Below are 24,007 nucleotides of genomic sequence, written 5' to 3' on the forward strand. Positions count from 1 at the left end.
CATGGGATATGGTCAGTACTAAAGATTGGGCTCGCACCGTTCGCGGAGAGTCAACTTACGGCTAAGGCAAATCAATTGTGCGGCGCTTGTTAGTTTAACAATGTCTGCCCGGAGACAACCTGTACTTAGGTGCAGTTGCAGGTTGCCTGAGTTGATTTTCATTACGCACTTGGCCATCTGTACCTAGATACAGTTGTCCTCCCCGGGCAATTACGACAACTTATGCCGGGCAGTGGTTAAGCCCTCAATAACGCCGTAGAGCTGAGCTTTGCAATGTTGGACGATTGTTCCAACTAGTGCGTACATGGCTTGTACTTGCGAGTACTCCACTTGCCTTAATCGTCGAATATGCCAATGGCAGTCTGAGTGTCTGGATCAGGCTTCTTCACGCTGCGTGGCATCTCCAGCCAAGACATCGAAACAGGGAAGATCATGGAAAAGTCCGCCTCTTCAGAACCGCGCCGGGTGGTTGTAACCGGTTATGGCGCCATCTGCTCGCTCGGCGAGAATGTCGAAGCCATCTGGGACGCAATGATGGATTACCAGGTCGGTTACCGTCAGCACAGCTTCGACGATCCGAGCATCCATGCGCGTTACTTTGGTTTTATCGATGACTTCGGTCGTGAAGCGATGCGTCCGTTCTCGAAGAAAATCTCCAAGATGTTGCCGCTGTTCGCCAAATACAGCCTGGTGGCCACCCACGAGGCGATCCGCATGGCGTATGGCGACACGCCTCTGGATGAGGTCGTCTCGCCCTTCGATCGCGGCGTGATCCTGGGCACCGGCTGGGGCGGGCTCGATACCGCCAACAGCAACAACAACGAATACCGCGAGCAGGGCATCTCCACGTCCTTCGCCACCGTCATGTCGATGTGCAATGCCGCGACTGCCGGTATCACCATGAACTGGAACATGCGCGGTATCCAGAACAGCCCGGTGGCGGCCTGCGCCACGGGCACCATCGCCATTGGCGAAGCCTACGAGGCGATTCGCAGCGGCCGCGCCAAGGTGATGATCGCCGGTGGCAGCGAATCCCTGAAAGAGCAGTTCAACGTCTGGTCGGTGGATGTCATCCAGGCCTTGAGCAAGGAACAGGAAAACCCACGCCTGGCCTGCTGCCCGTTCAGCAAGGGACGCAGCGGCTTCGTGCTCTCCGAGGGCGCGGCGGTGTTGTGCCTGGAAGACTATGAACTGGCCCGGGCCCGGGGCGCGAAGATCCTCGGCGAGATCACCGGCTACGCCAACTATTCGGACGCCTACGACATGACGGCCCCGGCCGAAGACATGCAGGCCCGGGTACGGGTGATCAATGACGTGTGCCAGCAGGCAGGCGTAGAGGCCGTGCAGATCGACTACGTCAACCTGCACGGCACCTCGACCCCGCTCAACGATGTCAACGAGACCCGCTCGATCAAACTGGCCCTGGGGGATGCGGCATACGGCATTCCGATGTCCAGCACCAAGTCCTACACCGGGCACTTGATCGGCGCCGCCGGCTCGATGGAGGCGGTCTTCTGTCTCAAGGCCATGGCCCGGGGCACGATTCCGGCGACCATCCATATGGATGAGGCCGACCCTGAGTGCGACCTCAACTACGTGCCCAACGAACACCTGCATGGGCAGACCCTGAACAACGTGCTGAACCTGAGCTTCGGCTTCGGTGGCGCCAACGCCGGCATCATGCTGCGCAAGGTGGTCTGATCATGCAGCTGCAATTCGGAGCCGAGCAGATCGAGGCCTGGGCCGGTCTCTCCGGCGATCGCAACCCGATCCACTTCGACCGCGAGGCGGCGCGCCGCATGGACGCGGCCGATGTGGTGGTGCATGGCATGCTCGCGCTGCTGCCGGTCAAGCACCGCATGGGGCGGGCCAGCCCGGTGCTGCCCCAGGACTGGATGCAGTTCAAGGCGCTGCTCAAGACCCCGGTGCTGCGTGACAGCACGGTAGCCCTGTCGACCCGCGAACGCAGCGACAGCACCGGGTTCAAGTTGCACTCGAGCGCTGACAACAGCGAACACGTGATCGGCCATGTACGCATCGTCGAGGCACCGGAATGGTCATCCACAACCCCCGGTTTCCTGCTGGCACACGAGGAGGTCGCGGCCTGGCTCGCGCGCTTTCGTGATGACCTGGGCCGGGAGCTCGATGACTGGGTCGCGCTCGATGCGCTGATCTTTTCCCACTTCATCCGCAACCATCTGGGCGTGATCTTCGATTGCCTGTCCCCGCAGTTCCGTCAACGGCAGCGGCCGAACCGGCTCGAGGATCTGTCCGATCACCTGGTGGTGCAGACCAGCCACCAGATCACCTTCTGCACATCGCTGCGCTCGCTGGGTGAGTTGCAGACCGATATCCGCTGCGAAATCGACAACATCCACCTGATCGAAAGCCCCGGCAAGGCCGTGGGCACCCTCGATCTCGGGGTGCATGTCAGCGATCGCCACGTAATGACCATCACCCTCGGCCTGATGATAAAGGCCCTTCCAACCTCCCAAGGAGCTATGCAATGACCACCGTAGAGAAAGTATTTGCCGTTGTTCGCGACCTCATCCTGGAACTCAAGGATGTCGACGAAAACGATGTGACCCTCGATACCCACATCGAAGCGATGGAGTTCGACAGCCTGGACTTCGTCGAGATGCAGGTCGTGGTGCAGAAGAAGATCGGCGTGGCGCTGGATCCCGACTCGTTCGTCAGCCGCAAGATCGCCACGCTGCGCCAGCTGTGCGAGTTCGTGGTCGAGCTCAAGGAATCGGCCGCTGTCCCTGCCTGACTGGCAGGTCCACCGTTACGGATAGGAGCAAGGGAATGTCCACGCTGACCAATAGTGTGCTCGCCATTTCAGAAGCAAGAGAGTCCAAGGTCCGCAAGCTGAGCGAAGTCTCGCACCACAAGACCATGGACCACGCGACCGTGCTGCCCTGGGACAAGGAGGTCGATCGCAGCCTGTACCCGAAGGACCCCGATCACCTGTGGATCAATGGCACGCGTTTCTGCGAAGGCCTGAGCGAGGCGCAGAAGCTGGAACTGGCCTGGCTGGAAACCGGCCGTGACATCTCCATGTTCATCTGGCTGGAGCAGACCATTCCACCGTTGTACATGGGCTATGTCACTCAGTTCCACGACCGCATCTCCCAGGACCTGCAGGAGTACCTGATGATCTTCTCCAAGGAGGAGATCGTTCACACCCTGACCTTCAAGCGTTTCATGGGCAAGGCCGGCCTGCAGTTGTGGAACCCGCCGGTGGGTCTCTATGAGTTGCTCACCGAGACGCTGCCGAAGATGGAGCCCGCGGTGGGCGTGCTGTTCACGCTGCTGATCGAGTGGGTCGCGGAAATGGGCGCGATGCACACGTCCCAGGGGCCAGGCGTCGAGCCTATGACCCGGACCATGTTCCGTGAGCATCATCATGACGAGGCCCGGCATATCGCCTTCGGTCGCTGGATCAGCGAGTCGTTCTTTGAAACGGCGAGCCCCGAGTCCATCGCCCAAGTGAAGGCCATGAGCCGCCGGATCATTCCGGCGCTGATCGACATGTTCACCTACAACCCGGAAATCGCCCGGCACACCTCGTTCGAGTTCCCGATCGCGGTGGATGACAAGGCGAAGATCGAGGAAGTCTGGCGCTCGGCCCATAACGCCCGGCTCAACGACGCACGTTTTGCCGAGATCTATGCCTGGGTCGACAAGCTGGGGTTGCGGCAATGAACCAGCCGTCCTGGGACGCGATCTTCGTCGGTGCCGGGATCACCAGCCTGGCCTGTGCGGCGATGCTGGTCAAACGGGACCCTGGGGTGCGCCTGTTGATGGTCGACAAGCATATTGTCGTCGGCGGCTATGCCTCCACCTTCAGCCGGCCAAAGCAGGGTGCGGTGTTCGACTGCAGCCTGCACAAGCTCAGTGGCATGGCCGAGGGCGGCAACCTCATCCGCATCCTGCGTGACCTGGGGCTGGAGGAGACGCTGGATCTGGTTTATCCCCAGGACTACTTCTGCGCCTACCGGGACGGCACGGAGCTGCCGCTGGCCAACGATGCGGACGGGGCGGAGCGGCAGTTGGTCGAGCGCTTTCCCCATCAGGCCGAGGCCATCGCGACCTTCTTCGAGCACGTCCGGACCTACGGGCGCAACGGCTATTACCAGTTCCAGATGCTCGACGGCAGCTTCGAGCCGGACATGGCCCAGTTGCGTTTCGCCCATCGCAACCTGAAGCACAAGACCGTGCGCCAGGCGCTGCACGAACTGTTCGACGACCCGTACCTGATCGAGATCCTGGCGGCGCCGGGCATCTACGTCGGCGGCTACTCGGAAGACCTGGGCTATCTGTACTACCTGCATGTGGTGTACGCCACGCTCAACCGTGGCAACGCCTATGTCGCCGGCTCCTCCCAGCACCTGTCCAACCTGCTGGCGCAGCAGATCGAACAGGCGGGTGGGCAGATCCTGCTCAGCACCCGGGTCGATGGCGTGCTCACCGACGGCCAGGGCAATGCCACGGGCATCAACACCAATCGCGGGGTGTTCCATTCTTCGCGGGTGTACATCAACGCTTCACCGCATTACGCGGTGCAGCACCTGTTCGCGGCGGATGTGGAGCTGGCGGCCACCCGGGAGAAGCTCACCGGGCTGAAGCCGGCACGCTCGACCACCACGGTGTACCTGGTGACCGACCTGCCACCGGAGCAACTGGGCTTGCAGCACAGCGAATCGATGCTGTTCGCCGATGACCCGGCGGCAGGCGCCGAGTTGCGCATGGCGGCCGCCCTCAGCGGTTATGAGGCGCAGCTCAGCGAGCGGGCCTTCTGGGAGATGTCGCCGATCGAGGTCACCAACTATCACGCCCTGGACCCGGCTGCGGGCCAGGTGGTGTGCATCAACGTGCTCGACTCGATCGCCCATTGGCCGCAGCGCCGCACCGCGCAATACCGGGCCAAGAAGCAGCGGGCCAGCGACATCCTGGTGGAGCGTCTGTTGCGCCAGGTGCCGGGGCTGCGCGGGCATGTGCTGCATACCGAGGTCGCCACGCCCCATACCTATGTGCGTTTCACCAACAACACCGACGGTTCGGGTTATGGGGCGATGGTCGGCACCGATCTCAAGGGCCATGTGTTCCATCACGGCTTCCCGGTGCAGGGCGTGCAGTTCCTCAGCGCCTGGGTGGCAGGTCCCAGTTACGAAGCCGCCTTCGGCTATGCCGAAATGAAGGCCAGGCAATGGAGGCGAGCATGAGCAAGAACGAGCAATCGACCAGTTGGCTGGGGATCGCCATTTCCAAGCTGTTCATCCGCGTCATGTTCCGTCAGGTACAGGGCTGGAAGCGTGACGTGCCCAAGCGTGCGGCAGGCTTTGTGGAGATCGCGCGCGACGGCAGCCGACTGGAGGGGGCGTCGCTGCGCACCAGCGCCATGCACCCTCGGGGCGTGGTGCTGTTGTGTCATCCGTTCCTCAAGTACGGCATGCATTACTTTTTCGAGAACAACCTGGACCAGGCGTTTCTCGAGCAGGGCTATCACGTGGTCGCCTTCAACTTCAAAGGCTTCGGCCGCAGCACCATCGGCGGCCATGCGTTCGCCGACGATGTGCTGGCGATTGCCCGGCGCGTGTCGCGGGACAACCCAGGCCTGCCGATCCACCTGGTGGGCTGTTCGTTCGGTGGCTATCACCTGTCCCATGCCCTGGCGCGGGATGCCACGCCCTTTACCTCGGCCGTGCTGGACAGCGTGCCGATTTCGGTGCGCAGCTACTTCACCCGCGGGCCGTTGCGACTGGCCATGCGCTGGATCAGCGGCAGCCGCCTGGCGGTCCCCACGGGCACCTGTGCCATCGATCACTCGCTGCGCGGCGTGCGTCACCTGCCGATCGCCTACTTCTACGGGCGCAACGACCACTTCATCCCGGATGCCAGCGTGACCGGGCTCAGCCAGGAGTGTGAGGCGCTGCACGTGGTCGGTTTCGAGGGCTGTCGCCACCTGGAAAACCACAAGAAACACCGGGACCGCTACTTCGAGGAAATCTTCGATTTCTTCGCTCGTGCGGAAGCTCGAAAAACCGCCGTGCCGGCATGACGGCGGCAGGGATCATCAGGTCAAAGGATGTAGATCATGGAAGTTCAGCAGTCTTCAAACGGCAAATGGGTACTGGTCAGCGGCGGCAGTCGCGGCATTGGCCGCGCACTGGTCCTGGCCCTGGCCCGGGAAGGGTATCGGGTCGCGTTCACCTACCAGTCCTCGGCCGACGCGGCCTTGCAACTGGAGCAGGAAGTGGCCGCCAGTGGCGGCCTGGCCAGCGGGCATGCCTGTGACGGCAGGAACCACGATTCGGTCGAGGCGGTGTGCGCACAGCTGGTGGAAACCCACGGCGAGCCCTACGGCTTGATCAACAACATGGGCGTGACCGGCGACCAGCTGCTGTTCAAGTTCGACATCGAGCGCTACCGCGACGTGGTCGCGACCAATCTCGATTCGGCGGTGTATTTCAGTAAATGCCTGGCTCCGGCGATGGCCGCCGAGCGCCGCGGCAAGATCCTGCACATGTCCTCCGTCAGCGGGCTCAAGGGCAACAAGGGGCAGATGGGGTACTCGGCGACCAAGGCGGCGATGATCGGCATCACCAAGACCATGGCCCTGGAAATGGCGCGCTTCAAGATCACCGTCAACGCCATCGCCCCAGGCTTCATTGCCACGGAGATGGTCGGGCAGATCGCCGACCCGATACGCAAGTCGATCACCGACACCATCCCCCTCAAGCGCTTCGGTGAAGTCCGCGAAGTGGCGGCCCTGGCCAGCTTCCTGCTGTCGCCCCAGGCCGACTACATCACTGGCCAGACATTCGTGATCGATGGCGGTCTGACGGCCTGATTAGCAGTTCTGATCTGGCCGCAGAGCCAGGAGTAATCATGAGTCAAGAATACGATACCGTTTTCGTCGGCGCGGGCCTTGGCGCGTTGGCGGGTGCCAGCCTTATGGCGCAGCGAGGCCAGAAAGTCCTGGTGGTGGAAAAGCACAACGTAGCCGGTGGTTACGCGAGCAATTTCCGCCGCAAGGATTTCAACTTCGATGTTTCGCTGCATTCGTTCGACGGCGTGGTGCGGGGCGCCGAGTCGTTCAATGTGATCCAGGCCTGTGGCGTGGCGGACAAGGTCGAGTTTCTCCATCACCCGACCTTGTATCGCTATCGCTCGCAGGACATCGACCTCACGGTCGGGCACCGCGACCTGGAAGGTTACAAGCGCGAGTTGTTCCGCTTCTTTCCCGAGGAGGTCGATAACATCAACCGGCTGTTCGCCGAGTCGCAGCGCAACTACAAGGACCTGTGCGGCTTCCTGTATTCGCGCAAGCCGTTCTGGATGAGGCTGGTGGCCACGCCGATGATCTATCCCCGGGTGCTCAAGTATGGGCATGAAACGGTGGATCACTACTTCTCGCGCTTCACCTCCAATGAGCGCCTCAAGGAAGTGCTGTCGGCGCAATGGAGCTACTACGGCCTGCCGGCCAAGGACCTGGCGTTCGGCTACTTTTCCTATCCCTTCATCGATTATCTGGAGAACGGCGGTTATTCGATCAAGGGCGGCTCACAGGCCTTGTCCAACGCCTTGGTCGAGGTCATCGAGCAGCATGGCGGCCGGGTCGAGCTGGAGTCGGCGGTCAATCAGATCGTGGTCGAGCGCGGCCGGGTCAGTGGCGTGGTGACGCGCAAGTCGGGCAAGGTCAAGGCGCGCAACGTCGTGGCCAATATCTCGCCCCATGCGGTGCTGGGATTGGCGGGCGAGCAGCACTTCGGTGCCAAGTACCGCTCGCGCCTGCGCCGGCTCAAGCTGTCGGTGTCGGGGTTCCAGGTCTACCTGGGGCTCGATTGCCCGCTGAGCGAGCTGGGCGTGGGCGCCGAGGAGTACATCCACTTCTTCGCCCCGCCGAAAACCCAGCGCCAACAGTTCGAGCATATCCAGGCCGGAGAGCTGCATGGCGACAACACCAGCTGGTCGATCAACTACTTCTCCAACGTCGATCCCTCGATGGTCCCGGCCGGAAAGTCCAGCCTGGGCCTGTTCACCCTGACGGGCGCCGGCGAATGGCACTCCCTGGACAAGCTCGCCTACCGGCGCAAGAAGATCGAACTCACCGAGCTGCTGATCGCCAACGCCGAACGGGTCATCCCCGGCCTGCGTCGGCACATCGAGGTCTGCGAGGCAGGTTCGCCGCGCACCATGAGCAAGTTCACCCATAACCCGGCGGGCGCGATCTACGGCTTTGAGCAGAACACCCGACAGTCCGGCCTGTTCAACCGTTTCCCGCAGAAATACCCGGTCAAGGGGCTGTACCAGGTCGGGGCCTGGACATTCCCGGGCGCAGGCTTCATCGGAACGATGTTGTCGGCGCGCTTGTTGGTCGACCGCTATTTCTGAGCGGCGACTTCCCAGTCCAACCAGACGTTTACGAGACTCACCATGACCTACGTAGTGACCGACAACTGCATCCAGTGCCGCCACACCAACTGCGTCGATATCTGCCCCGCGGATGCCTTCCACCTGGGGCCGAACTTCATCGTCATCAATCCCCAGGAGTGCGTCGACTGCGGCCTGTGCCTGCCCGAATGCCCGGAGGAAGCCATCCAGCCGGAGAACCAGCTCGATGACAGCAACCGGCATTTCCTCAAGCTCAACGCCGAGCTGGCCGAGCACTGGCCGGTGATCCTGCAGCGGATTCCGCCCCTGGCGGAGCATGAGCACTGGAGCCGCAAGCCGAACAAGCTGCCCCACCTGATACATGAGGCCGAGGCGGTCGATCCGACCCGCGACCACCACCTAGCCCACGCCTGATGCGCGACTGGAACCGTAACCCATGCAAAGCTTTGATCGATTCAAGACCCTCGAGAGCGACACCTTCGACGTGATAGTGGTCGGCGCCGGCATCGGTGGCCTGACGGCTGCCGCAACCCTGGCCAACCGCGGCAAGCAGGTGCTGGTGCTCGACATGCACTATGAAATGGGCGGCTGTGCCACGGTGTTCCACCGCAAGGGCAAGGACTACGAGTTCGATGTCGGCCTGCACTACATCGGCGACTGCGGCAAGGACGGCCTGATTCCGCGGATCCTGCGCGGGGCCGGCATCGATGACGGTGAAATCCGCTTTATCGAGCAGGATCCGGAAGGTTTCGAGACCCTGTGTTTCCCCGACTTCCAGTTCGCGGTTCCCCGCGGTTATGAACGCTTTCGCGAAAAGCTGCTGGAGGCGTTCCCTAAGGAGCGGGCGGGGATCAACCGCTATTTCAAGATGCTGCAGCAGGTCTGGGATTTCATGGGCATCCACTCGCGCCCGCTGACGGCGCTGTGGGTACTGCCGCGCTCGTGGATGCTGATGCGTCACGCCAAATCGACGGTGGCGCAATTTCTCGACACCTGTACCCAGGACCAGCGCCTGCGGGCCATCCTGACCGGGCAGCTGGGGGTCTATCACCAGCCGCCGAGCCGCGCGACCATGGCCGGCCACGCGGCGGTGGTCAATCACTTCCTGCAGGGTTCCTACTACCCCTCGGGCGGCGGTCAGATGTTCTCCGACAAGCTGGGCGAGGTGGTCGAGCGCAAGGGCGGCAAGATCCTCCTGCGCTCCAAGGTCGAACGTATCCTGATCGAGAACGGGCGTGCCGTGGGCGTCGAGTTCAGCAACAAGCACCTGGGCAAACGGGTGGTCAAGGCCGGTGCGGTGATCTGCAACGCCGATATCAAGCAGGCCCTGCTCGGCCTGATCGGCCGTGAACACCTCAAGCCCAAGACCGTGCGCCGTGCCGAGCAGTTCGAGATGTCACCGGCCATGGGCGTGGTCTATCTCGGCATCGACATGGACCTCAAGGCCATGGGCCTGAAGAACACCAACTATCGCATCTATCCAGGCTGCGATTACGAGAAGGCCTACCGCGAGGTGTTCGCCGGGGCGTTTCCCGAGGAGCCCCATCTGTTCATCGGCAACGCCACCATGAAAGACCCGGATAACCCGGCCATCGCGCCACCGGGCATCTATAACCTGCAATTGATGTCGGCAGTGCCTTCCACCCCGCAAAGCTGGGGCGTGACCCAGGCCGAGCTGACGGATGGCAGCTATCGGACCAACCCGGCCTACCTGGCGAAAAAAGAGTGGTACGCCCGCCAGCTGATTGCCTTGGCCGAACGGGTGATTCCGGACATGTCGAAGCACATCGTCTATCAGGAAGTCTCGACGCCTTTTTCGGTCACGCGCTTTATCGGCTCCGAAGGCGGGACCTCCTACGGCCTGGCCTTTACCCCGGAGTACTTCCTGCACAACCGGCCGGGAGCCAAGACGGAGATCCGCAACCTGTACCTGTGCGGCGCTTCCACCCGTACCGGGCACGGCATCTTTGGCGCCATGACCGGTGGCGTGGAAGCGGCCGCGGCGGTCAGTGGTCGTCACGTGCGTTACCAGGTCATGGACATCGGCACCCGCGCCGAAGCGGCGGTCCGTTGACGGCGACGTCATGGCGCACCCCGTCGGTGCGCCATGACGTCTATGCTGCAGCGCGTGAATCATTGGATTCACCGAGAATGGACTGGCATCAAGGAGCGATGGAATGACGAATGGATACAACATGGCGCTGGTGATCGGCGCCGGGCTCAGCCTGTTGGCGGCGCTGATGCATGTCGGGGTGATCATGGTCGGGCCTTCCTGGTATCGCCTGTTTGGCGCAGGCGAGCGCTTTGTGCGGGCGGCCCAGGCCGGGCGCTGGTTTCCCGCGGTGGTCACGGCCGGGATTGCTCTGGTGCTTGCCGCGTGGGCGGCCTACGCGCTGTCCGCGGCCGGGGTGATTGCCCCCTTGCCCTTGCTGCGCCCGGCGCTGATCGCGATCACCCTGGTCTACCTGTTGCGTGGCCTGTTGGGGCCGGTCGCCCTGGCGGGCACCGGGCGCAGCCGGCGCTTCATCTTTGTCAGCTCGACGATCTGCCTGGTCTATGGCCTGGTGCATCTGTTCGGCCTGGTGCAAGTGTGGGGTTCCCTGGCCTAGGGGATATCGGTAAAGGGCTGTGGAGTTGAAAGTCAGGGGTCATTGCGGTCACCCTTGGCGTCATCAGCCTGGCCTCAGCCCTTTAGGACCCCCATGGACATCGCAAAACCTGCACTCATTCGCGAAACCTTCCCTGTCGGCCCCTTGCAGTGCAACTGCACGATCATCGGTGATCCTGTTACCAAAAAGGCCATCGTCGTCGACCCGGGCGGCAACCCCGACCTGATCATGGCGCGGCTCGACGCGCTGGGGCTGAAGGTGGTGAGCATCATTCATACCCATGCCCACCTGGATCACTTCCTGGCCTCCGGGCAGATGAAGGAGAAAACCGGCGCGACCCTGCACCTGCACAAGGAGGATCAGTTCCTCTGGGACAACCTGGAGATGCAGTGCGGCATGTTCGGCGTGCCTTACACGCCGGTACCGGCGCCGGATCGCTGGCTGGCGGACGACGAAGAGCTGGCCTGCGGCTGCGGCGTGGCCCTGCATACGCCGGGACATACCCCAGGTTCCATGAGCTTCTGGTTCGCAGAGGCTAAGCTACTGATTGCCGGCGACACCTTGTTCAAGCGCGGGGTAGGGCGCACGGACCTGTGGGGTGGCGACCAGGCCACCATCGTGCGTTCGATCAAGCAGCGTCTGTACACCCTCGATGAAGACGCGATCGTGGTGGCCGGGCATGGTCCGGACACCCGCCTGGGCGATGAAATGCGTGAGAATCCCTTTGTCAGGGCCTGACATTTGCTGTCAAAAGTTTCACGGAATTTTTGTCATTGGCCGTGTTCAAACGCCTGCAAAGGTCTGTTGCCAACGTCCGCTGCATCACAGAATGAAAAAAGTAGGAGCTTCTCCATGTTCACCTCGCGTCGTTTGATCGTTGTTGCTACTGCTGTGGCCTTGTTGTCCGGCTGTGCTTCGCCTAACCCCTATGACAATCAGGGGCAGGCCGACGGCTCCACGGGCATGAGCAAAACTGCAAAATACGGTGGCTTGGGTGCCTTGGCCGGTGCGCTGGCCGGTGCCGCCATCGACCACAACAACCGTGGCAAGGGCGCGCTGATTGGCGCCGCGGTAGTCGGTGCTTCCGCCGCCGGCTACGGCTACTACGCCGACCAGCAGGAAAAGAAACTGCGTGCCAGCATGGCCAATACCGGGGTCGAAGTGCAGCGCCAGGGCGATCAGATCAAGCTGATCATGCCGGGCAACATCACGTTCGCCACCGATTCGGCGAACATCGCTCCAAGCTTCTATCAGCCGCTGAACAACCTGGCCAACTCCCTCAAGGAGTTCAACCAGAACCAGATCGAAATCGTCGGCTACACCGACAGCACCGGCAGCCGCCAGCACAACATGGACCTGTCCCAGCGTCGCGCCCAGAGCGTGGCGACCTACCTGACCTCGCAAGGTGTCAGCGGTGCCAACCTGTCGGCCCGTGGCGCTGGCCCGGATAACCCGATCGCCAGCAACAGTGACGTCAATGGCCGTGCGCAGAACCGTCGGGTGGAAGTGAACCTCAAGGCGATTCCTGGCCAGCAGTATGGTGGTCAGCAGCAACAGCCGGGTACGGTTCAGCAGTATCCGTAACTGATCGCTTGAATGAAGAAATGCCCGATCCTGTGATCGGGCATTTTTGTGTGCGGCCTTTGCCGGCCTCTTCGCGGGCTTGCCCGCGAAGAGGTCCGATCAGCCGCTATCCAATCACCAGATACAAAAAAGCCCCCGGACAACCGAATTGTCCGGGGGCTTTTTATTGGACGCGAAGCCTGATTACTTCTTCAGACCATAATGCTCGTCGAGCATGCCAGGCGCGTTAGGCGTCTTTGGCGCGTAGTCCCGTGGCGGTTCCTGGTCGCGCGGCGGCGTCAGGCGTTCCCGTGGAGCCTGCACCGAGTCGGAGTGCAGCGCGGCCAGCAGGCGTTGGCGGGTCAGCTCGTCCAGGGCCAGGCGGTTGGCGCCCTCGGCGAGATGGTCCTGCACTTCCTGATAGCTTTGAGTGAGTTTTTTCACCAGGGTGGCGGTGCTGTTGAAGTGGGTGACCACTTCGTTCTGATAGCTGTCAAAACGTTCCTGAATATCATCCAGCTGACGTTGCGTGCGGTTAGGCGCGGCATTCGGCAGCAGGCGAGCGACCAGAAATCCAATGGCGACACCCGCGATCAGGGCAAGAGTCGGCAACAACCAAACTAAGAGCGAGTGTTCCACGAGTCCTTCCTCTATAAACGGCTTTGCTTTACGTTAACGGCTCGAACCTGCGCTGTATACCGCGATTCACTCGCAATAGATTGGCACAGACAATTTGCTAGACGAGTCGACCCGATTCGAGGTCACGGAGTTCCTTCCTTGCTTATGCGTGAAACCCCCGTAGTGATTGCCGGCCCGGTCGGCCAACTGGAAGCCCTGTATCTGGATGTCGCCGACGCCCGTGGCGTGGCGTTGATCTGCCATCCGAACCCGGTGCAGGGCGGCACCATGCTCAACAAGGTGGTCTCGACCCTGCAACGTACGGCGCGCGATGCTGGCCTGATCACCTTGCGTTTCAACTACCGTGGCGTCGGCGCCAGCGAAGGCAGCCACGACATGGGCAGCGGTGAAGTCGACGACGCGCAGGCGGCTGCCGAATGGCTGCGGGCCAGGCACCCGGATCTGCCGATGACCCTGCTCGGTTTCTCCTTCGGCGGCTTCGTCGCCGCCAGCCTCGGCGGGCGCCTGGAAGCCCGCGGCGAACAGCTCAAGCACCTGTTCATGGTCGCCGCTGCGGTGATGCGTCTGCGCGACAGCGACCTGCTGCCGCAGAATTGCCCGCTGACCCTGATCCAGCCGGAAACCGACGAAGTGGTCGACCCGCAACTGGTCTACGACTGGTCCGACGCGCTTGAGCGCCCCCATGAGCTGCTGAAAGTGGCAGAATGCGGACACTTTTTTCATGGCAAGCTCACCGATCTCAAGGATCTGGTGCTGCCACGACTCTCGAATTGATTGCAGTCTGATAAGCGATTACCCATGACTACTCGTACGCGCATCCTCACCGGCATCACCACCACCGGCACGCCGCACCTGGGCAACTACGCCGGCGCCATCCGCCCGGCGATCCTCGCCAGCCGCGACAGCAATGCCGATTCGTTCTACTTCCTGGCCGACTATCACGCCCTGATCAAGTGCGACGACCCGCTGCGTATCCAGCGCTCGCGCCTGGAAATCGCCGCGACCTGGCTGGCCGGTGGCCTGGATGTGGAGCGCGTGACTTTCTATCGCCAGTCGGACATCCCGGAAATCCCGGAGCTGACCTGGTTGCTGACCTGCGTGGCGGCCAAGGGCCTGCTCAACCGCGCCCACGCCTACAAGGCTTCGGTGGATAAAAACGTCGAAACCGGTGAAGACCCGGATGCCGGCATCACCATGGGCCTGTACAGCTACCCGGTGCTGATGGCCGCGGACATCCTGATGTTCAACGCGCACAAGGTGCCGGTCGGTCGCGACCAGATCCAGCACGTGGAAATGGCCCGTGACATCGGCCAGCGCTTCAACCACCTGTTCGGCCAGGGCAAGGAGTTCTTCACCATGCCCGAGGCGCTGATCGAGGAAAGCGTCGCCACCTTGCCGGGCCTCGATGGCCGCAAGATGTCCAAGAGCTACGACAACACCATCCCGTTGTTCAGCAGCGCCAAGGACATGAAGGACGCGATCTCGCGCATCGTCACCGACTCCCGCGCTCCTGGCGAAGCCAAGGACCCGGATAACGCGCACCTGTTCACTCTGTTCCAGGCATTTGCGACACAGGCCCAGGCTGACGAATTCCGCAACGAACTGCTGCAGGGCCTGGGTTGGGGCGAGGCGAAGAATCGTCTGTTCCAGCTGCTGGACAACCAGCTGGGCGAAGCGCGCGAGCGTTATCACCAGTTGATCGAACGCCCTTCGGACCTGGAAGATATCCTCCAGGCCGGCGCCAAGAAAGCCCGCGCCGTGGCCACCCCGTTCCTCAACGAACTGCGTGAGGCCGTGGGCCTGCGTTCGTTCGTCAACCAGGTGCAAGTGGCGGCGACCACCAAGAAGAAAGCGGCCAAGGCCGCGCGCTTCGTCAGCTTCCGTGAAGACGACGGCAGCTTCCGTTTCCGCCTGCTGGCCGCCGATGGCGAGCAGCTGTTGCTGTCGCGCAACTTCGCCGACGGCAAGACTGCGGGTGCCGTGACCAAGCAACTGCAAGCCGGCCAGGCTCTGGATCTGCGCAGCGAAGCGCTGAGTTTCAGCGTCTGGCTGGAAGGTGAGTGCGTGGCCGACAGCCCGGCCTTTGCCGACGCGGCGGCCCGCGATGCGGCGATCGATGCACTGCGTGTCGCCCTGACGCCTGTGCAGGACTAACCGCAATCTCCCGACCAAGGGCTGATTGCCATTCTCAAGGGCCGTCGCTACAGTGACGGCCCGTTTTTGTTGCCTTGCTAACGAATTATGACGCCCCTAGAACGATACCAAGCTGATCTGAAACGCCCGGAGTTCTTCCACGACGCTGCGCAGGAAACCGCCGTGCGTCATTTGCAGCGCCTGTACGACGATCTGATCGCCGCGTCGAACAACAAGCCGGGCCTGCTGGGCAAGCTGTTTGGCAAGAAAGACCAGGTGCCGGTCAAGGGCCTGTACTTCTGGGGCGGGGTAGGGCGTGGCAAGACGTATCTGGTCGATACCTTCTTTGAAGCCCTGCCGTTCAAGCAGAAGGTCCGTACTCACTTCCACCGCTTCATGAAGCGTGTGCACGAAGAGATGAAGACCCTGGGCGGCGAGAAGAACCCGCTGACCATCATCGCCAAGCGTTTCGCCGATGAGGCCCGGGTGATCTGCTTCGACGAATTTTTCGTCTCCGACATTACCGACGCCATGATACTCGGCACGCTGATGGAAGAGTTGTTCAAGAACGGCGTGACCCTGGTGGCCACCTCGAACATCGTGCCGGACGGTCTGTACAAGGATGGCCTGCAACGGGCGCGCTTCCTGCCGGCCATTGCCCTGATCAAGCAGCACACCGAAATCGTCAACGTCGACAGCGGTGTCGACTACCGTCTGCGTCATCTGGAGCAGGCCGAACTGTTCCACTTCCCGCTGGATGAAGCGGCCCACGAAAGCCTGCGCAAGAGCTTCCGCGCGCTGACGCCGGAATGCACCCAGGCGGTGGAAAACGATGTGCTGATCGTCGAGAACCGCGAAATCCGCGCCCTGCGTACCTGTGATGATGTGGCCTGGTTCGACTTCCGCGAACTGTGCGACGGTCCGCGCAGCCAGAACGACTACATCGAACTGGGCAAGATCTTCCACGCCGTGTTGGTCAGCGGTGTCGAGCAGATGAGCGTCGCCACCGACGACATCGCCCGTCGCTTCATCAACATGGTCGACGAGTTCTATGACCGTAACGTCAAGCTGATCATTTCCGCCGAAGTCGAGCTCAAGGACCTGTACACCGGCGGTCGCCTGACCTTCGAGTTCCAGCGCACCCTCAGCCGTCTGCTGGAAATGCAGTCCCACGAGTTCCTCTCGCGGGCGCACAAGCCTTAACGGTTGTCCGGATAAAAGAAGGGCCTGCATTGCAGGCCCTTTTTCATTTACGCGGCTTGTTGGTGAAACTGCTGCCGGTACTGGTTCGGTGACAGCTCGGTGTGCTGGCGGAACAGGCGGGCGAAGAAGCTCGCATCGTCATAGCCGACTTCATAGCTGATGGTCTTGATGCTCTTGCGCGTGCCCGAGAGCAGGCCCTTGGCGGTTTCGATACGCAGGCGTTGCAGGTAATGCAGGGGCTTGTCGCCGGTGGCGGTCTGGAAGCGCCGCATGAAATTGCGAATGCTCATGCCATGTTCCCGGGCCACGTCCTCGAAGCGGAACTTGTCGGCGAAGTGCTCTTCGAGCCAGTGCTGGATCTGCAGGATGATCACGTCCTGGTGCAGCTTCTGGCCGCCGAAGCCGATACGCCCCGGGGAATAGCTGCGCTGCACTTCGTAGAGAATGTCGCGGGCCACGGCCTGGGCGACGTTGGCGCCACAGAAACGCTCGATCAGGTAGATGTACAGGTCACAGGCCGAGGTGGTGCCGCCGGCGCAATACAGGTTGTCGGCGTCGGTCAGGTGCTTGTCCTGATTGAGCTGGACCTTGGGGAAACGCTCGCTGAAAGCATTGAAGAAGCGCCAGTAAGTGGTGGCTTCCTTGCCGTCGAGCAGCCCGGCCTCGGCCAGCCAGAATACCCCGGTGGCCTCGCCGCAGAGCACGGCGCCGCGGGCATGTTGCTGGCGCAGCCAGGGCAGGATCTGGGGATAACGTTGGCAGAGGGTTTCGAAATCGTCCCAGAACGCCGGGAGGATGATCACGTCGGTATCTTCCAGGGCGCCGTCCACCGGGAGCATCACGTTGCTGAAACTGCACACCGGTTTGCCATCGGGGCTGACCAGGCGGGTTTCGAATGCCGGGGTCAGGCCCTGGCCCAGCTGCTTGCCATAGCGCAGGCTGGCCAGATGGAAGAAATCCTTGGCTTGCATGAGGGTGGAGGCGAAAACCCGGTCGATGGCCAGGATGCTGACGCGCCGCAAGGGCGTGGAGGTTTGGTTAGACATAATTCAATTGTTCTTATAGGGGAAAGTGGTCACCAGACGGCTGGATCGTCTTATTTTTTGTCGGATGTGTCCAGTGTCCTGTGTCGTACGCGTGGGCTTAGGCTCTGTGGGCCAATCCCGGCTAACAATAACGACAGGCGGCCCCATGATCCCCAGAACCTTGTTCAGTTCCGAGCACGAACTCTTTCGTGACAGCGTGCGTACCTTCCTGGAAAAGGAGGCCGTGCCGTTCCATGGGCAATGGGAAAAACAGGGCTACATCGACCGCGCCTTGTGGAACAAGGCCGGTGAGGCGGGCATGCTCTGTTCCCATCTCCCCGAGGAGTACGGTGGGCTGGAGGCTGACTTCCTCTATAGCGCGGTGGTGATCGAGGAAGTGGGGCGTCTCGGCCTGACCGGCATCGGCTTCTCCCTGCATTCCGATATCGTTGCGCCCTACATCCTGCATTACGGCAGCGAGGCGCTGAAGCACAAGTACCTGCCGAAACTGGTATCCGGCGAGATGGTCACGGCCATTGCCATGACCGAGCCGGGCGCCGGTTCCGACCTGCAAGGGGTCAAGACCACCGCGGTGCTGGACGGTGACGACTATGTGATCAACGGCTCGAAGACTTTTATTACCAACGGCTATCTGGCCGATCTGGTGATTGTCGTGGCCAAGACCGATCCCAAGGCCGGCGCCAAGGGCACCAGCCTGTTCCTGGTGGAGGCGGATACGCCCGGTTTCTCCAAGGGCAAGCGCCTGGAAAAGGTCGGCATGAAGGCCCAGGACACGTCGGAGCTGTTCTTCCAGGATGTTCGCGTACCCAAGGAAAACCTGCTGGGGCAGGCCGGCGCGGGCTTTGCCTATCTGATGCAGGAGCTGCCCCAGGAGCGCCTGACGGTGGCTGTGGGTGGCCTGGCGTCAGCCGAGGCGGCATTGCAGTGGACCCTGGAATACACCCGCGAGCGCAAGGCCTTCGGCAAATCGATCGCCGATTTCCAGAACACCCGCTTCAAGCTGGCGGAAATGGCCACCGAGATTCAGATCGGTCGGGTGTTCGTCGACCGCTGCCTGGAATTGCACCTGCAAGGCAAGCTCGACGTACCGACCGCCGCCATGGCTAAGTACTGGGGCACGGACCTGCAGTGCAAGGTGCTCGACGAGTGCGTGCAGTTGCATGGCGGCTACGGCTTCATGTGGGAATACCCGGTGGCCCGGGCCTGGGCGGATGCGCGAGTGCAGCGGATCTATGCCGGGACCAATGAGATCATGAAGGAGATCATCGCGCGTTCCCTGTAGCGCGTTGTCTCCTGCGTAGAGGCGAGCTTGGCGGGCCAGCTCGCTTCTAGGCGGGAGGGCAGGTTACGGCGCCGGGTTCGGGTGGTCCTTGTGGATCGCCTCGATGCCGGCCAGCACCTCATTCGACAGCTTCAACTCAAGACTGGCGATGTTGCTGTCCAGTTGCTCAAGGGTGGTCGCGCCGATGATGTTGCTGGTGACGAACGGTTGCTGGGTGACGAATGCCAGAGCCATTTGCGCCGGGTCCAGGCCGTGTTCGCGGGCCAGGGCGACATAACGGCTGCAGGCCGCTTCCGATTGCGGGTTGAAGTAGCGGCTGAAGCGGCTGTACAGGCTCAGGCGGCCTTTGGCCGGGCGCGCGCCGCCTTCGTATTTGCCGGAGAGGAAGCCGAACGCCAGGGGCGAATAGGCCAGCAATCCACATTGTTCGCGAATGGCAATTTCCGCCAGGCCCACTTCAAAGCTGCGGTTGAGCAGGTTGTACGGGTTCTGGATCGATACCGCCCGTGGCCAGCCGCGGCTCTCGGCCAGGGCCAGGAACTTCATGGTGCCCCAGGGCGTTTCGTTGGACAGGCCGATGTGACGGATCTTGCCGGCCTTGACCTGTTCGTCCAGGGCTTCGAGGGTTTCCTCCAGCGGGGTGAAGTCTTCTTCCTTGTGCTTGTAGTCCAGTTGGCCGAAGAAGTTGGTGCTGCGCTCCGGCCAATGTAGCTGGTAGAGGTCGATCCAGTCGGTCTGCAGGCGCTCGAGGCTGGCGTCCACGGCTTGGACTATATGCTTGCGGTTGTGTTTGAGCTGCTTGTCGCGGATGTAGTCGATGGTATTGCCGGGGCCGGCGATCTTGCTGGCGAGGATCCAGTCGGCGCGATCGCCGCGAGCCTTGAACCAGTTACCGATGTAGCGCTCGGTGGTGGCATAGGTTTCGGCCTTTGGCGGCACCGGGTACATCTCGGCGGTGTCGATGAAATTGATCCCCGCAGCCTTGGCCCGTTCGATCTGGGCGAAGGCCTCGGACTCGCTGTTTTGCTCGCCCCAGGTCATGGTTCCCAGGCAGATTGCACTCACGTTCAGGTCGGTCCGGCCTAGCTGGCGATAGTCCATCGGGTGCTCCTTCGGCAAAACAATCATAAAAGCAGGTTGAATTTTTTTTCGCAATCTGCATAATTCCGCAGCTCTTTCTGCAGTGGAAGTGATGCGCCGCCTGCCGAAGAATCTTGCCGTATAACGGACGCGCTGACCCGAGCCCCCGATAGCGTCTGTATCCGGCTGCCTTTGACTTGTCAAAGTACGCACTATTCAGTAAGATCCGCCGTCTAATTTACAGGGCGGCCCCTGAGGCTATAAAGAATGAAAACTTTTACTGCTAAACCGGAAACAGTTAAGCGCGACTGGTTTGTCGTCGACGCTGCTGGTCAGACCCTGGGTCGTCTGGCCACCGAAATCGCGAGCCGTCTGCGTGGCAAGCACAAGCCTGAGTACACCCCTCACGTCGACACCGGTGACTACATCGTCGTGATCAACGCTGAGCAAGTACGTGTTACTGGCGCTAAAACCACTGACAAAATGTACTACTCCCACTCCGGTTTCCCGGGCGGCATCAAGTCGATCAACTTTGAAAAGCTGATCGCCAAGGCCCCTGAGCGCGTGATCGAGACCGCGGTAAAAGGCATGCTGCCTAAGAACCCGCTGGGTCGCGACATGTACCGTAAGCTGAAAGTCTATGCGGGCGCTGCACACCCTCATACTGCTCAGCAGCCCCAAGAACTGAAGATTTAACGGAATAGTTCATTATGTCGGCGACTCAAAATTACGGCACTGGCCGTCGCAAGACTGCAACCGCACGCGTTTTCCTGCGTCCGGGCACTGGTAACATCTCCATCAACAACCGCTCCCTGGATAACTTCTTCGGCCGCGAAACTGCCCGCATGGTAGTTCGTCAGCCGCTGGAACTGACCGAGACCGTCGAGAAGTTCGACATCTACGTCACCGTTATCGGCGGTGGTGTGAGTGGCCAAGCTGGCGCAATCCGCCACGGCATCACTCGCGCTCTGATGGATTACGACGAAACTCTGCGCAGCGCTCTGCGTAAGGCCGGTTTCGTAACCCGTGACGCACGTGAAGTTGAACGTAAGAAAGTTGGTCTGCGTAAAGCGCGTAAGCGTCCGCAGTACTCGAAGCGTTAATTCGCTTTCGCGTTCAAAAGAACGCCCAGTCTCCTCGCGGAGCTGGGCGTTTTTTTATGGGTGACTATTTTACAGTGTGACAACTTGCCACATCTGCAGAGCCCCTATACTACAGGGCTTGGGGCAGGGCCAAGTTGGTAATTACCTTGTCAGAGTAGGGGCTTTTCATTACCATTCGGCAAAATTTTTATAAGTTCAGATTTTTACTTAGTAGATGCCTGATTTAACAGGCCACAAAGCTGATGGGAGAGGACTGAATGAGCAATGACGGCGTGAATGCAGGCCGGCGTCGCTTCCTTGTAGCAGCCACATCCGTGGTGGGTGCTGCAGGAGCGGTGGGGGCTGCGGTCCCGTTCGTGGGGTCATGGTTTCCCAGTGCCAAGGCGAAAGCCGCAGGGGCACCGGTGAAAGTGAATATCAGCAAGATCGACCCAGGTCAGCAGATGATTGCTGAGTGGCGTGGTCAGCCGGTATTCATCGTCCGCCGTACACAGGAAATCCTGGGGAATCTCAAAAAGATCGAGGGTCAACTTTCCGACCCCGACTCCAAGAACTCTGTTCAACCAACCTACGTCGACCCGGAAGTGCGTTCGATCAAGCCAGAGATTCTGCTGCTGATCGGTATCTGCACCCACTTGGGTTGCTCGCCGACATTCCGCCCTGAAGTGGCGCCTGCAGATCTGGGCAAGGATTGGGTAGGTGGCTATTTCTGCCCTTGCCACGGTTCCCACTACGATCTGGCTGGCCGCGTCTACAAGTCGCAACCCGCGCCTTTGAACCTGCCAGTACCCCCGCATTCCTATGAGTCGGACGACCTTATTGTCATCGGCGTCGATACGGAGAAAGCGTGATGAGCAAGTTCATGGATTGGGTTGATGCGCGCTTCCCCGCGACCAAAATGTGGGAAGACCATCTCAGCAAGTATTACGCCCCGAAGAACTTCAACTTCTTCTATTTCTTTGGTTCCCTGGCTCTGCTGGTTCTGGTTAACCAGATCGTCACCGGTGTCTGGCTGACCATGAGCTACACCCCGTCGGCAGAAGAAGCTTTCGCTTCCGTCGAATACATCATGCGCGACGTCGAGTACGGCTCGATCCTGCGTCTGCTGCACTCCACCGGCGCTTCGGCGTTCTTCATCGTGGTCTATCTGCACATGTTCCGTGGCCTGCTCTACGGTTCCTACCAGAAGCCGCGTGAGTTGGTGTGGCTGTTCGGCATGCTGATCTACCTGGCGCTGATGGCCGAGGCCTTCATGGGCTACCTGCTGCCTTGGGGGCAAATGTCCTACTGGGGCGCCCAGGTGATTATCTCGCTGTTTGGTGCGATCCCGGTCATCGGTAACGACCTGACCCAGTGGATTCGTGGTGACTACCTGATTTCCGGCATCACCCTGAACCGCTTCTTCGCCTTGCACGTTGTGGCCCTGCCGATCGTGATTCTTGGTCTGGTGGTGCTGCACATCCTGGCGCTGCACGAAGTGGGTTCGAACAACCCGGATGGCGTGGACATCAAGAAGCACAAAGACGAAAACGGCGTACCGCTGGATGGCATCGCGTTCCATCCGTACTACACCGTGAAAGACATCGTCGGTGTGGTGGTGTTCCTGTTCATCTTCTGTTCGATCGTGTTCTTCTTCCCGGAAATGGGTGGTTATTTCCTCGAGAAGCCGAACTTCGAGCAGGCCAACCCGTTCAAGACGCCTGAGCATATCGCCCCGGTTTGGTACTTCACCCCGTTCTACGCGATTCTGCGTGCGGTTCCGGACAAGCTCTTGGGTGTGATTGCGATGGGTGCGGCGATCGCTGTGTTGTTCGTGCTGCCATGGCTTGACCGCAGCCCGGTCAAATCCATGCGCTACAAGGGTTGGCTGAGCAAGATCTGGCTGGTGGTGTTCTGCATCTCGTTCGTGATCCTGGGGATCCTGGGCGTCCTGGCACCGACTCCAGGTCGTACGCTGCTGTCGCAGGTATGTACCTTCCTGTACTTCGCCTACTTCATTCTGATGCCGTTCTACACCAGGCTCGAGAAGACCAAACCGGTTCCGGAAAGGGTGACTGGCTGATGAAAAAGCTATTTGCTGTACTGATTCTTGCTGCTATGCCTGTACTGTCCTTCGCGGCCGCACAAGGTGGTCCCGAGCTGGAAAAAGTCGACATCGACGTCTCCGACAAGGCCGCCATGCAGGATGGCGCGCGGACATTCGCCAACTACTGCATGGGCTGCCACAGCGCCAAGTTCCAGCGCTATGAGCGCGTTGCCGACGATCTGGGGATTCCTCACGATCTGATGATGAGCAAGCTGGTGTTCACCGGTGCAAAAATCGGCGATCACATGAACATCGGCATGCAGCCGGCTGATGCCAAGACCTGGTTCGGTGCGGCTCCGCCCGACCTGACCCTGGTGGCTCGTGTGCGTGGTACCGACTGGCTCTATGGCTACCTGCGTTCCTTCTACGAAGACCCTGCGCGCCCATGGGGCGTGAACAACAAGGTCTTCCCGAACGTGGGCATGCCTAACGTTCTGGTCGGCCTGCAAGGCCGCCAGGTTGTGGGTTGCAAGCAGGTTCAGATCGTCGAAGACGGCAAGAAGCAATACGATCCGCTGACCGGCACCGCTTTGACCCATGAAGCCTGCGACCAGCTGACCGTGTTGCCAAAAACCGGCGCGCTCAACGAAGAGCAGTTCAACGAGAAGGTCAAGAACCTGGTGACCTTCCTGGCCTACTCGGCCAACCCGGTCAAGCTGGAGCATCAACGTATCGGCACCTATGTGTTACTGTATCTGGCCTTCTTCTTCGTGTTCGCCTATCTGCTCAAGCGCGAATACTGGAAAGACGTTCATTGATAAAGCTGTAATTCATTGCTGTTAATCGTGCGCGCCCAAGGGCGTCTCTGAAGGTGTAACGAGTCTGGATCATCCAGGCGTTACGGGAGGCGCCCTCTGGGCGCG

At 60.9% G+C, this 24,007-nt stretch carries 25 protein-coding genes; 22 read left to right on the forward strand and 3 right to left on the reverse strand.

Features of this window, described 5'->3' with window-relative positions; all coding sequences use genetic code 11:
• Positions 1–432: 432 nt before the first annotated feature.
• From J4D28_RS09680 to J4D28_RS09740, 13 genes are all read left to right on the forward strand, one after another.
• Positions 433–1,701: a beta-ketoacyl-[acyl-carrier-protein] synthase family protein gene (locus J4D28_RS09680; protein WP_103331090.1), complete on the forward strand. Its 1,269-nt coding sequence runs from the start codon at positions 433–435 to the stop codon at positions 1,699–1,701.
• A 2-nt stretch (positions 1,702–1,703) separates the two neighbouring features.
• Positions 1,704–2,510: a MaoC family dehydratase gene (locus J4D28_RS09685; protein ID WP_009050744.1), complete on the forward strand. Its 807-nt coding sequence runs from the start codon at positions 1,704–1,706 to the stop codon at positions 2,508–2,510.
• The gene (locus J4D28_RS09690) at positions 2,507–2,773 is read left to right on the forward strand and encodes an acyl carrier protein (RefSeq protein WP_016703554.1); all 267 of its coding nucleotides are present in this window, start codon (positions 2,507–2,509) and stop codon (positions 2,771–2,773) included. Before J4D28_RS09685 ends, J4D28_RS09690 begins: the two co-directional genes overlap by 4 nt.
• A gap of 35 nt (positions 2,774–2,808) precedes the next feature.
• Positions 2,809–3,708 (forward strand): diiron oxygenase, encoded by a 900-nt coding sequence (locus J4D28_RS09695; protein ID WP_103331089.1) that lies wholly within the window; start codon positions 2,809–2,811, stop codon positions 3,706–3,708.
• Positions 3,705–5,228: an NAD(P)/FAD-dependent oxidoreductase gene (locus J4D28_RS09700; RefSeq protein ID WP_053269879.1), complete on the forward strand. Its 1,524-nt coding sequence runs from the start codon at positions 3,705–3,707 to the stop codon at positions 5,226–5,228. Before J4D28_RS09695 ends, J4D28_RS09700 begins: the two co-directional genes overlap by 4 nt.
• The gene (locus J4D28_RS09705; protein ID WP_053269878.1) at positions 5,225–6,064 is read left to right on the forward strand and encodes an alpha/beta hydrolase; all 840 of its coding nucleotides are present in this window, start codon (positions 5,225–5,227) and stop codon (positions 6,062–6,064) included. The genes J4D28_RS09700 and J4D28_RS09705 overlap by 4 nt, the downstream gene beginning before the upstream one ends.
• Positions 6,065–6,100: 36 nt before the next feature.
• A complete protein-coding gene (locus J4D28_RS09710) occupies positions 6,101–6,856 on the forward strand; it encodes an SDR family NAD(P)-dependent oxidoreductase (protein WP_009050739.1) in 756 nt (251 codons plus the stop codon).
• A 38-nt stretch (positions 6,857–6,894) separates the two neighbouring features.
• Positions 6,895–8,400, forward strand: coding sequence for an NAD(P)/FAD-dependent oxidoreductase (locus J4D28_RS09715; RefSeq protein ID WP_103331088.1), 1,506 nt, complete (start codon positions 6,895–6,897; stop codon positions 8,398–8,400).
• Between the two features lie 42 nt (positions 8,401–8,442).
• Entirely contained in the window at positions 8,443–8,814 is a 372-nt protein-coding gene (gene fdxA / locus J4D28_RS09720; RefSeq protein ID WP_009050737.1) for a ferredoxin FdxA, read from the forward strand.
• 22 nt (positions 8,815–8,836) lie between these two features.
• Positions 8,837–10,474, forward strand: a complete 1,638-nt coding sequence (locus tag J4D28_RS09725) for an NAD(P)/FAD-dependent oxidoreductase (RefSeq protein WP_103331087.1) — start codon at positions 8,837–8,839, stop codon at positions 10,472–10,474.
• A gap of 103 nt (positions 10,475–10,577) precedes the next feature.
• A complete protein-coding gene (locus tag J4D28_RS09730; protein ID WP_009050735.1) occupies positions 10,578–11,009 on the forward strand; it encodes a hypothetical protein in 432 nt (143 codons plus the stop codon).
• A gap of 93 nt (positions 11,010–11,102) precedes the next feature.
• Complete coding sequence (locus J4D28_RS09735; protein ID WP_041984234.1) at positions 11,103–11,747, forward strand: MBL fold metallo-hydrolase; 645 nt, start codon at positions 11,103–11,105, stop codon at positions 11,745–11,747.
• A gap of 114 nt (positions 11,748–11,861) precedes the next feature.
• Positions 11,862–12,593, forward strand: coding sequence for an OmpA family lipoprotein (locus J4D28_RS09740; protein ID WP_009050733.1), 732 nt, complete (start codon positions 11,862–11,864; stop codon positions 12,591–12,593).
• 183 nt (positions 12,594–12,776) lie between these two features.
• Here the strand turns inward: J4D28_RS09740 and J4D28_RS09745 are convergent, their stop codons facing one another.
• A complete protein-coding gene (locus J4D28_RS09745; protein WP_007928428.1) occupies positions 12,777–13,211 on the reverse strand; it encodes a YhcB family protein in 435 nt (144 codons plus the stop codon).
• Between the two features lie 144 nt (positions 13,212–13,355).
• Here J4D28_RS09745 and J4D28_RS09750 point away from each other — a divergent pair, with 144 nt between their 5' ends.
• The 3 genes from J4D28_RS09750 (at position 13,356) to zapE (ending at position 16,547) form a co-directional block, all read left to right on the forward strand.
• Entirely contained in the window at positions 13,356–13,985 is a 630-nt protein-coding gene (locus J4D28_RS09750; RefSeq protein ID WP_016703548.1) for an alpha/beta hydrolase, read from the forward strand.
• A 24-nt stretch (positions 13,986–14,009) separates the two neighbouring features.
• Complete coding sequence (locus J4D28_RS09755; RefSeq protein ID WP_009050731.1) at positions 14,010–15,365, forward strand: tryptophan--tRNA ligase; 1,356 nt, start codon at positions 14,010–14,012, stop codon at positions 15,363–15,365.
• An 87-nt stretch (positions 15,366–15,452) separates the two neighbouring features.
• The gene (gene zapE, locus J4D28_RS09760; RefSeq protein ID WP_007928431.1) at positions 15,453–16,547 is read left to right on the forward strand and encodes a cell division protein ZapE; all 1,095 of its coding nucleotides are present in this window, start codon (positions 15,453–15,455) and stop codon (positions 16,545–16,547) included.
• Positions 16,548–16,594: 47 nt separating this feature from the next.
• Here zapE and J4D28_RS09765 read toward each other — a convergent pair whose 3' ends face one another.
• Positions 16,595–17,494 carry a GlxA family transcriptional regulator gene (locus tag J4D28_RS09765; protein WP_172666974.1) on the reverse strand — a complete coding sequence of 300 codons (900 nt, stop codon included), beginning with the start codon at positions 17,492–17,494 and terminating at the stop codon, positions 16,595–16,597.
• Between the two features lie 244 nt (positions 17,495–17,738).
• On the opposite strand from J4D28_RS09765, the gene J4D28_RS09770 reads away from it, so the two are divergent.
• The gene (locus tag J4D28_RS09770) at positions 17,739–18,875 is read left to right on the forward strand and encodes an acyl-CoA dehydrogenase family protein (RefSeq protein ID WP_103331086.1); all 1,137 of its coding nucleotides are present in this window, start codon (positions 17,739–17,741) and stop codon (positions 18,873–18,875) included.
• 63 nt (positions 18,876–18,938) lie between these two features.
• Here the strand turns inward: J4D28_RS09770 and J4D28_RS09775 are convergent, their stop codons facing one another.
• The gene (locus J4D28_RS09775; protein ID WP_038635010.1) at positions 18,939–19,976 is read right to left on the reverse strand and encodes an NADP(H)-dependent aldo-keto reductase; all 1,038 of its coding nucleotides are present in this window, start codon (positions 19,974–19,976) and stop codon (positions 18,939–18,941) included.
• A 246-nt stretch (positions 19,977–20,222) separates the two neighbouring features.
• Here J4D28_RS09775 and rplM point away from each other — a divergent pair, with 246 nt between their 5' ends.
• The 5 genes from rplM (at position 20,223) to J4D28_RS09800 (ending at position 23,902) form a co-directional block, all read left to right on the forward strand.
• On the forward strand, positions 20,223–20,651 hold the full coding sequence (gene rplM / locus J4D28_RS09780; RefSeq protein ID WP_007928449.1) for a 50S ribosomal protein L13: 429 nt from the start codon (positions 20,223–20,225) through the stop codon (positions 20,649–20,651).
• Positions 20,652–20,665: 14 nt separating this feature from the next.
• Complete coding sequence (gene rpsI / locus J4D28_RS09785) at positions 20,666–21,058, forward strand: 30S ribosomal protein S9 (RefSeq protein WP_003228056.1); 393 nt, start codon at positions 20,666–20,668, stop codon at positions 21,056–21,058.
• 257 nt (positions 21,059–21,315) lie between these two features.
• Complete coding sequence (gene petA / locus J4D28_RS09790) at positions 21,316–21,909, forward strand: ubiquinol-cytochrome c reductase iron-sulfur subunit (RefSeq protein ID WP_007928454.1); 594 nt, start codon at positions 21,316–21,318, stop codon at positions 21,907–21,909.
• Positions 21,909–23,120, forward strand: coding sequence for a cytochrome bc complex cytochrome b subunit (locus tag J4D28_RS09795; protein WP_007928456.1), 1,212 nt, complete (start codon positions 21,909–21,911; stop codon positions 23,118–23,120). The genes petA and J4D28_RS09795 overlap by 1 nt, the downstream gene beginning before the upstream one ends.
• The gene (locus J4D28_RS09800; protein WP_009050727.1) at positions 23,120–23,902 is read left to right on the forward strand and encodes a cytochrome c1; all 783 of its coding nucleotides are present in this window, start codon (positions 23,120–23,122) and stop codon (positions 23,900–23,902) included. Before J4D28_RS09795 ends, J4D28_RS09800 begins: the two co-directional genes overlap by 1 nt.
• The last annotated feature ends 105 nt before the right edge of the window (positions 23,903–24,007 follow it).

Origin of the sequence: Pseudomonas sp. GW531-T4 (genome assembly GCF_017349615.1) — a bacterium.
Lineage (GTDB): Bacteria > Pseudomonadota > Gammaproteobacteria > Pseudomonadales > Pseudomonadaceae > Aquipseudomonas > Aquipseudomonas chlororaphis_I.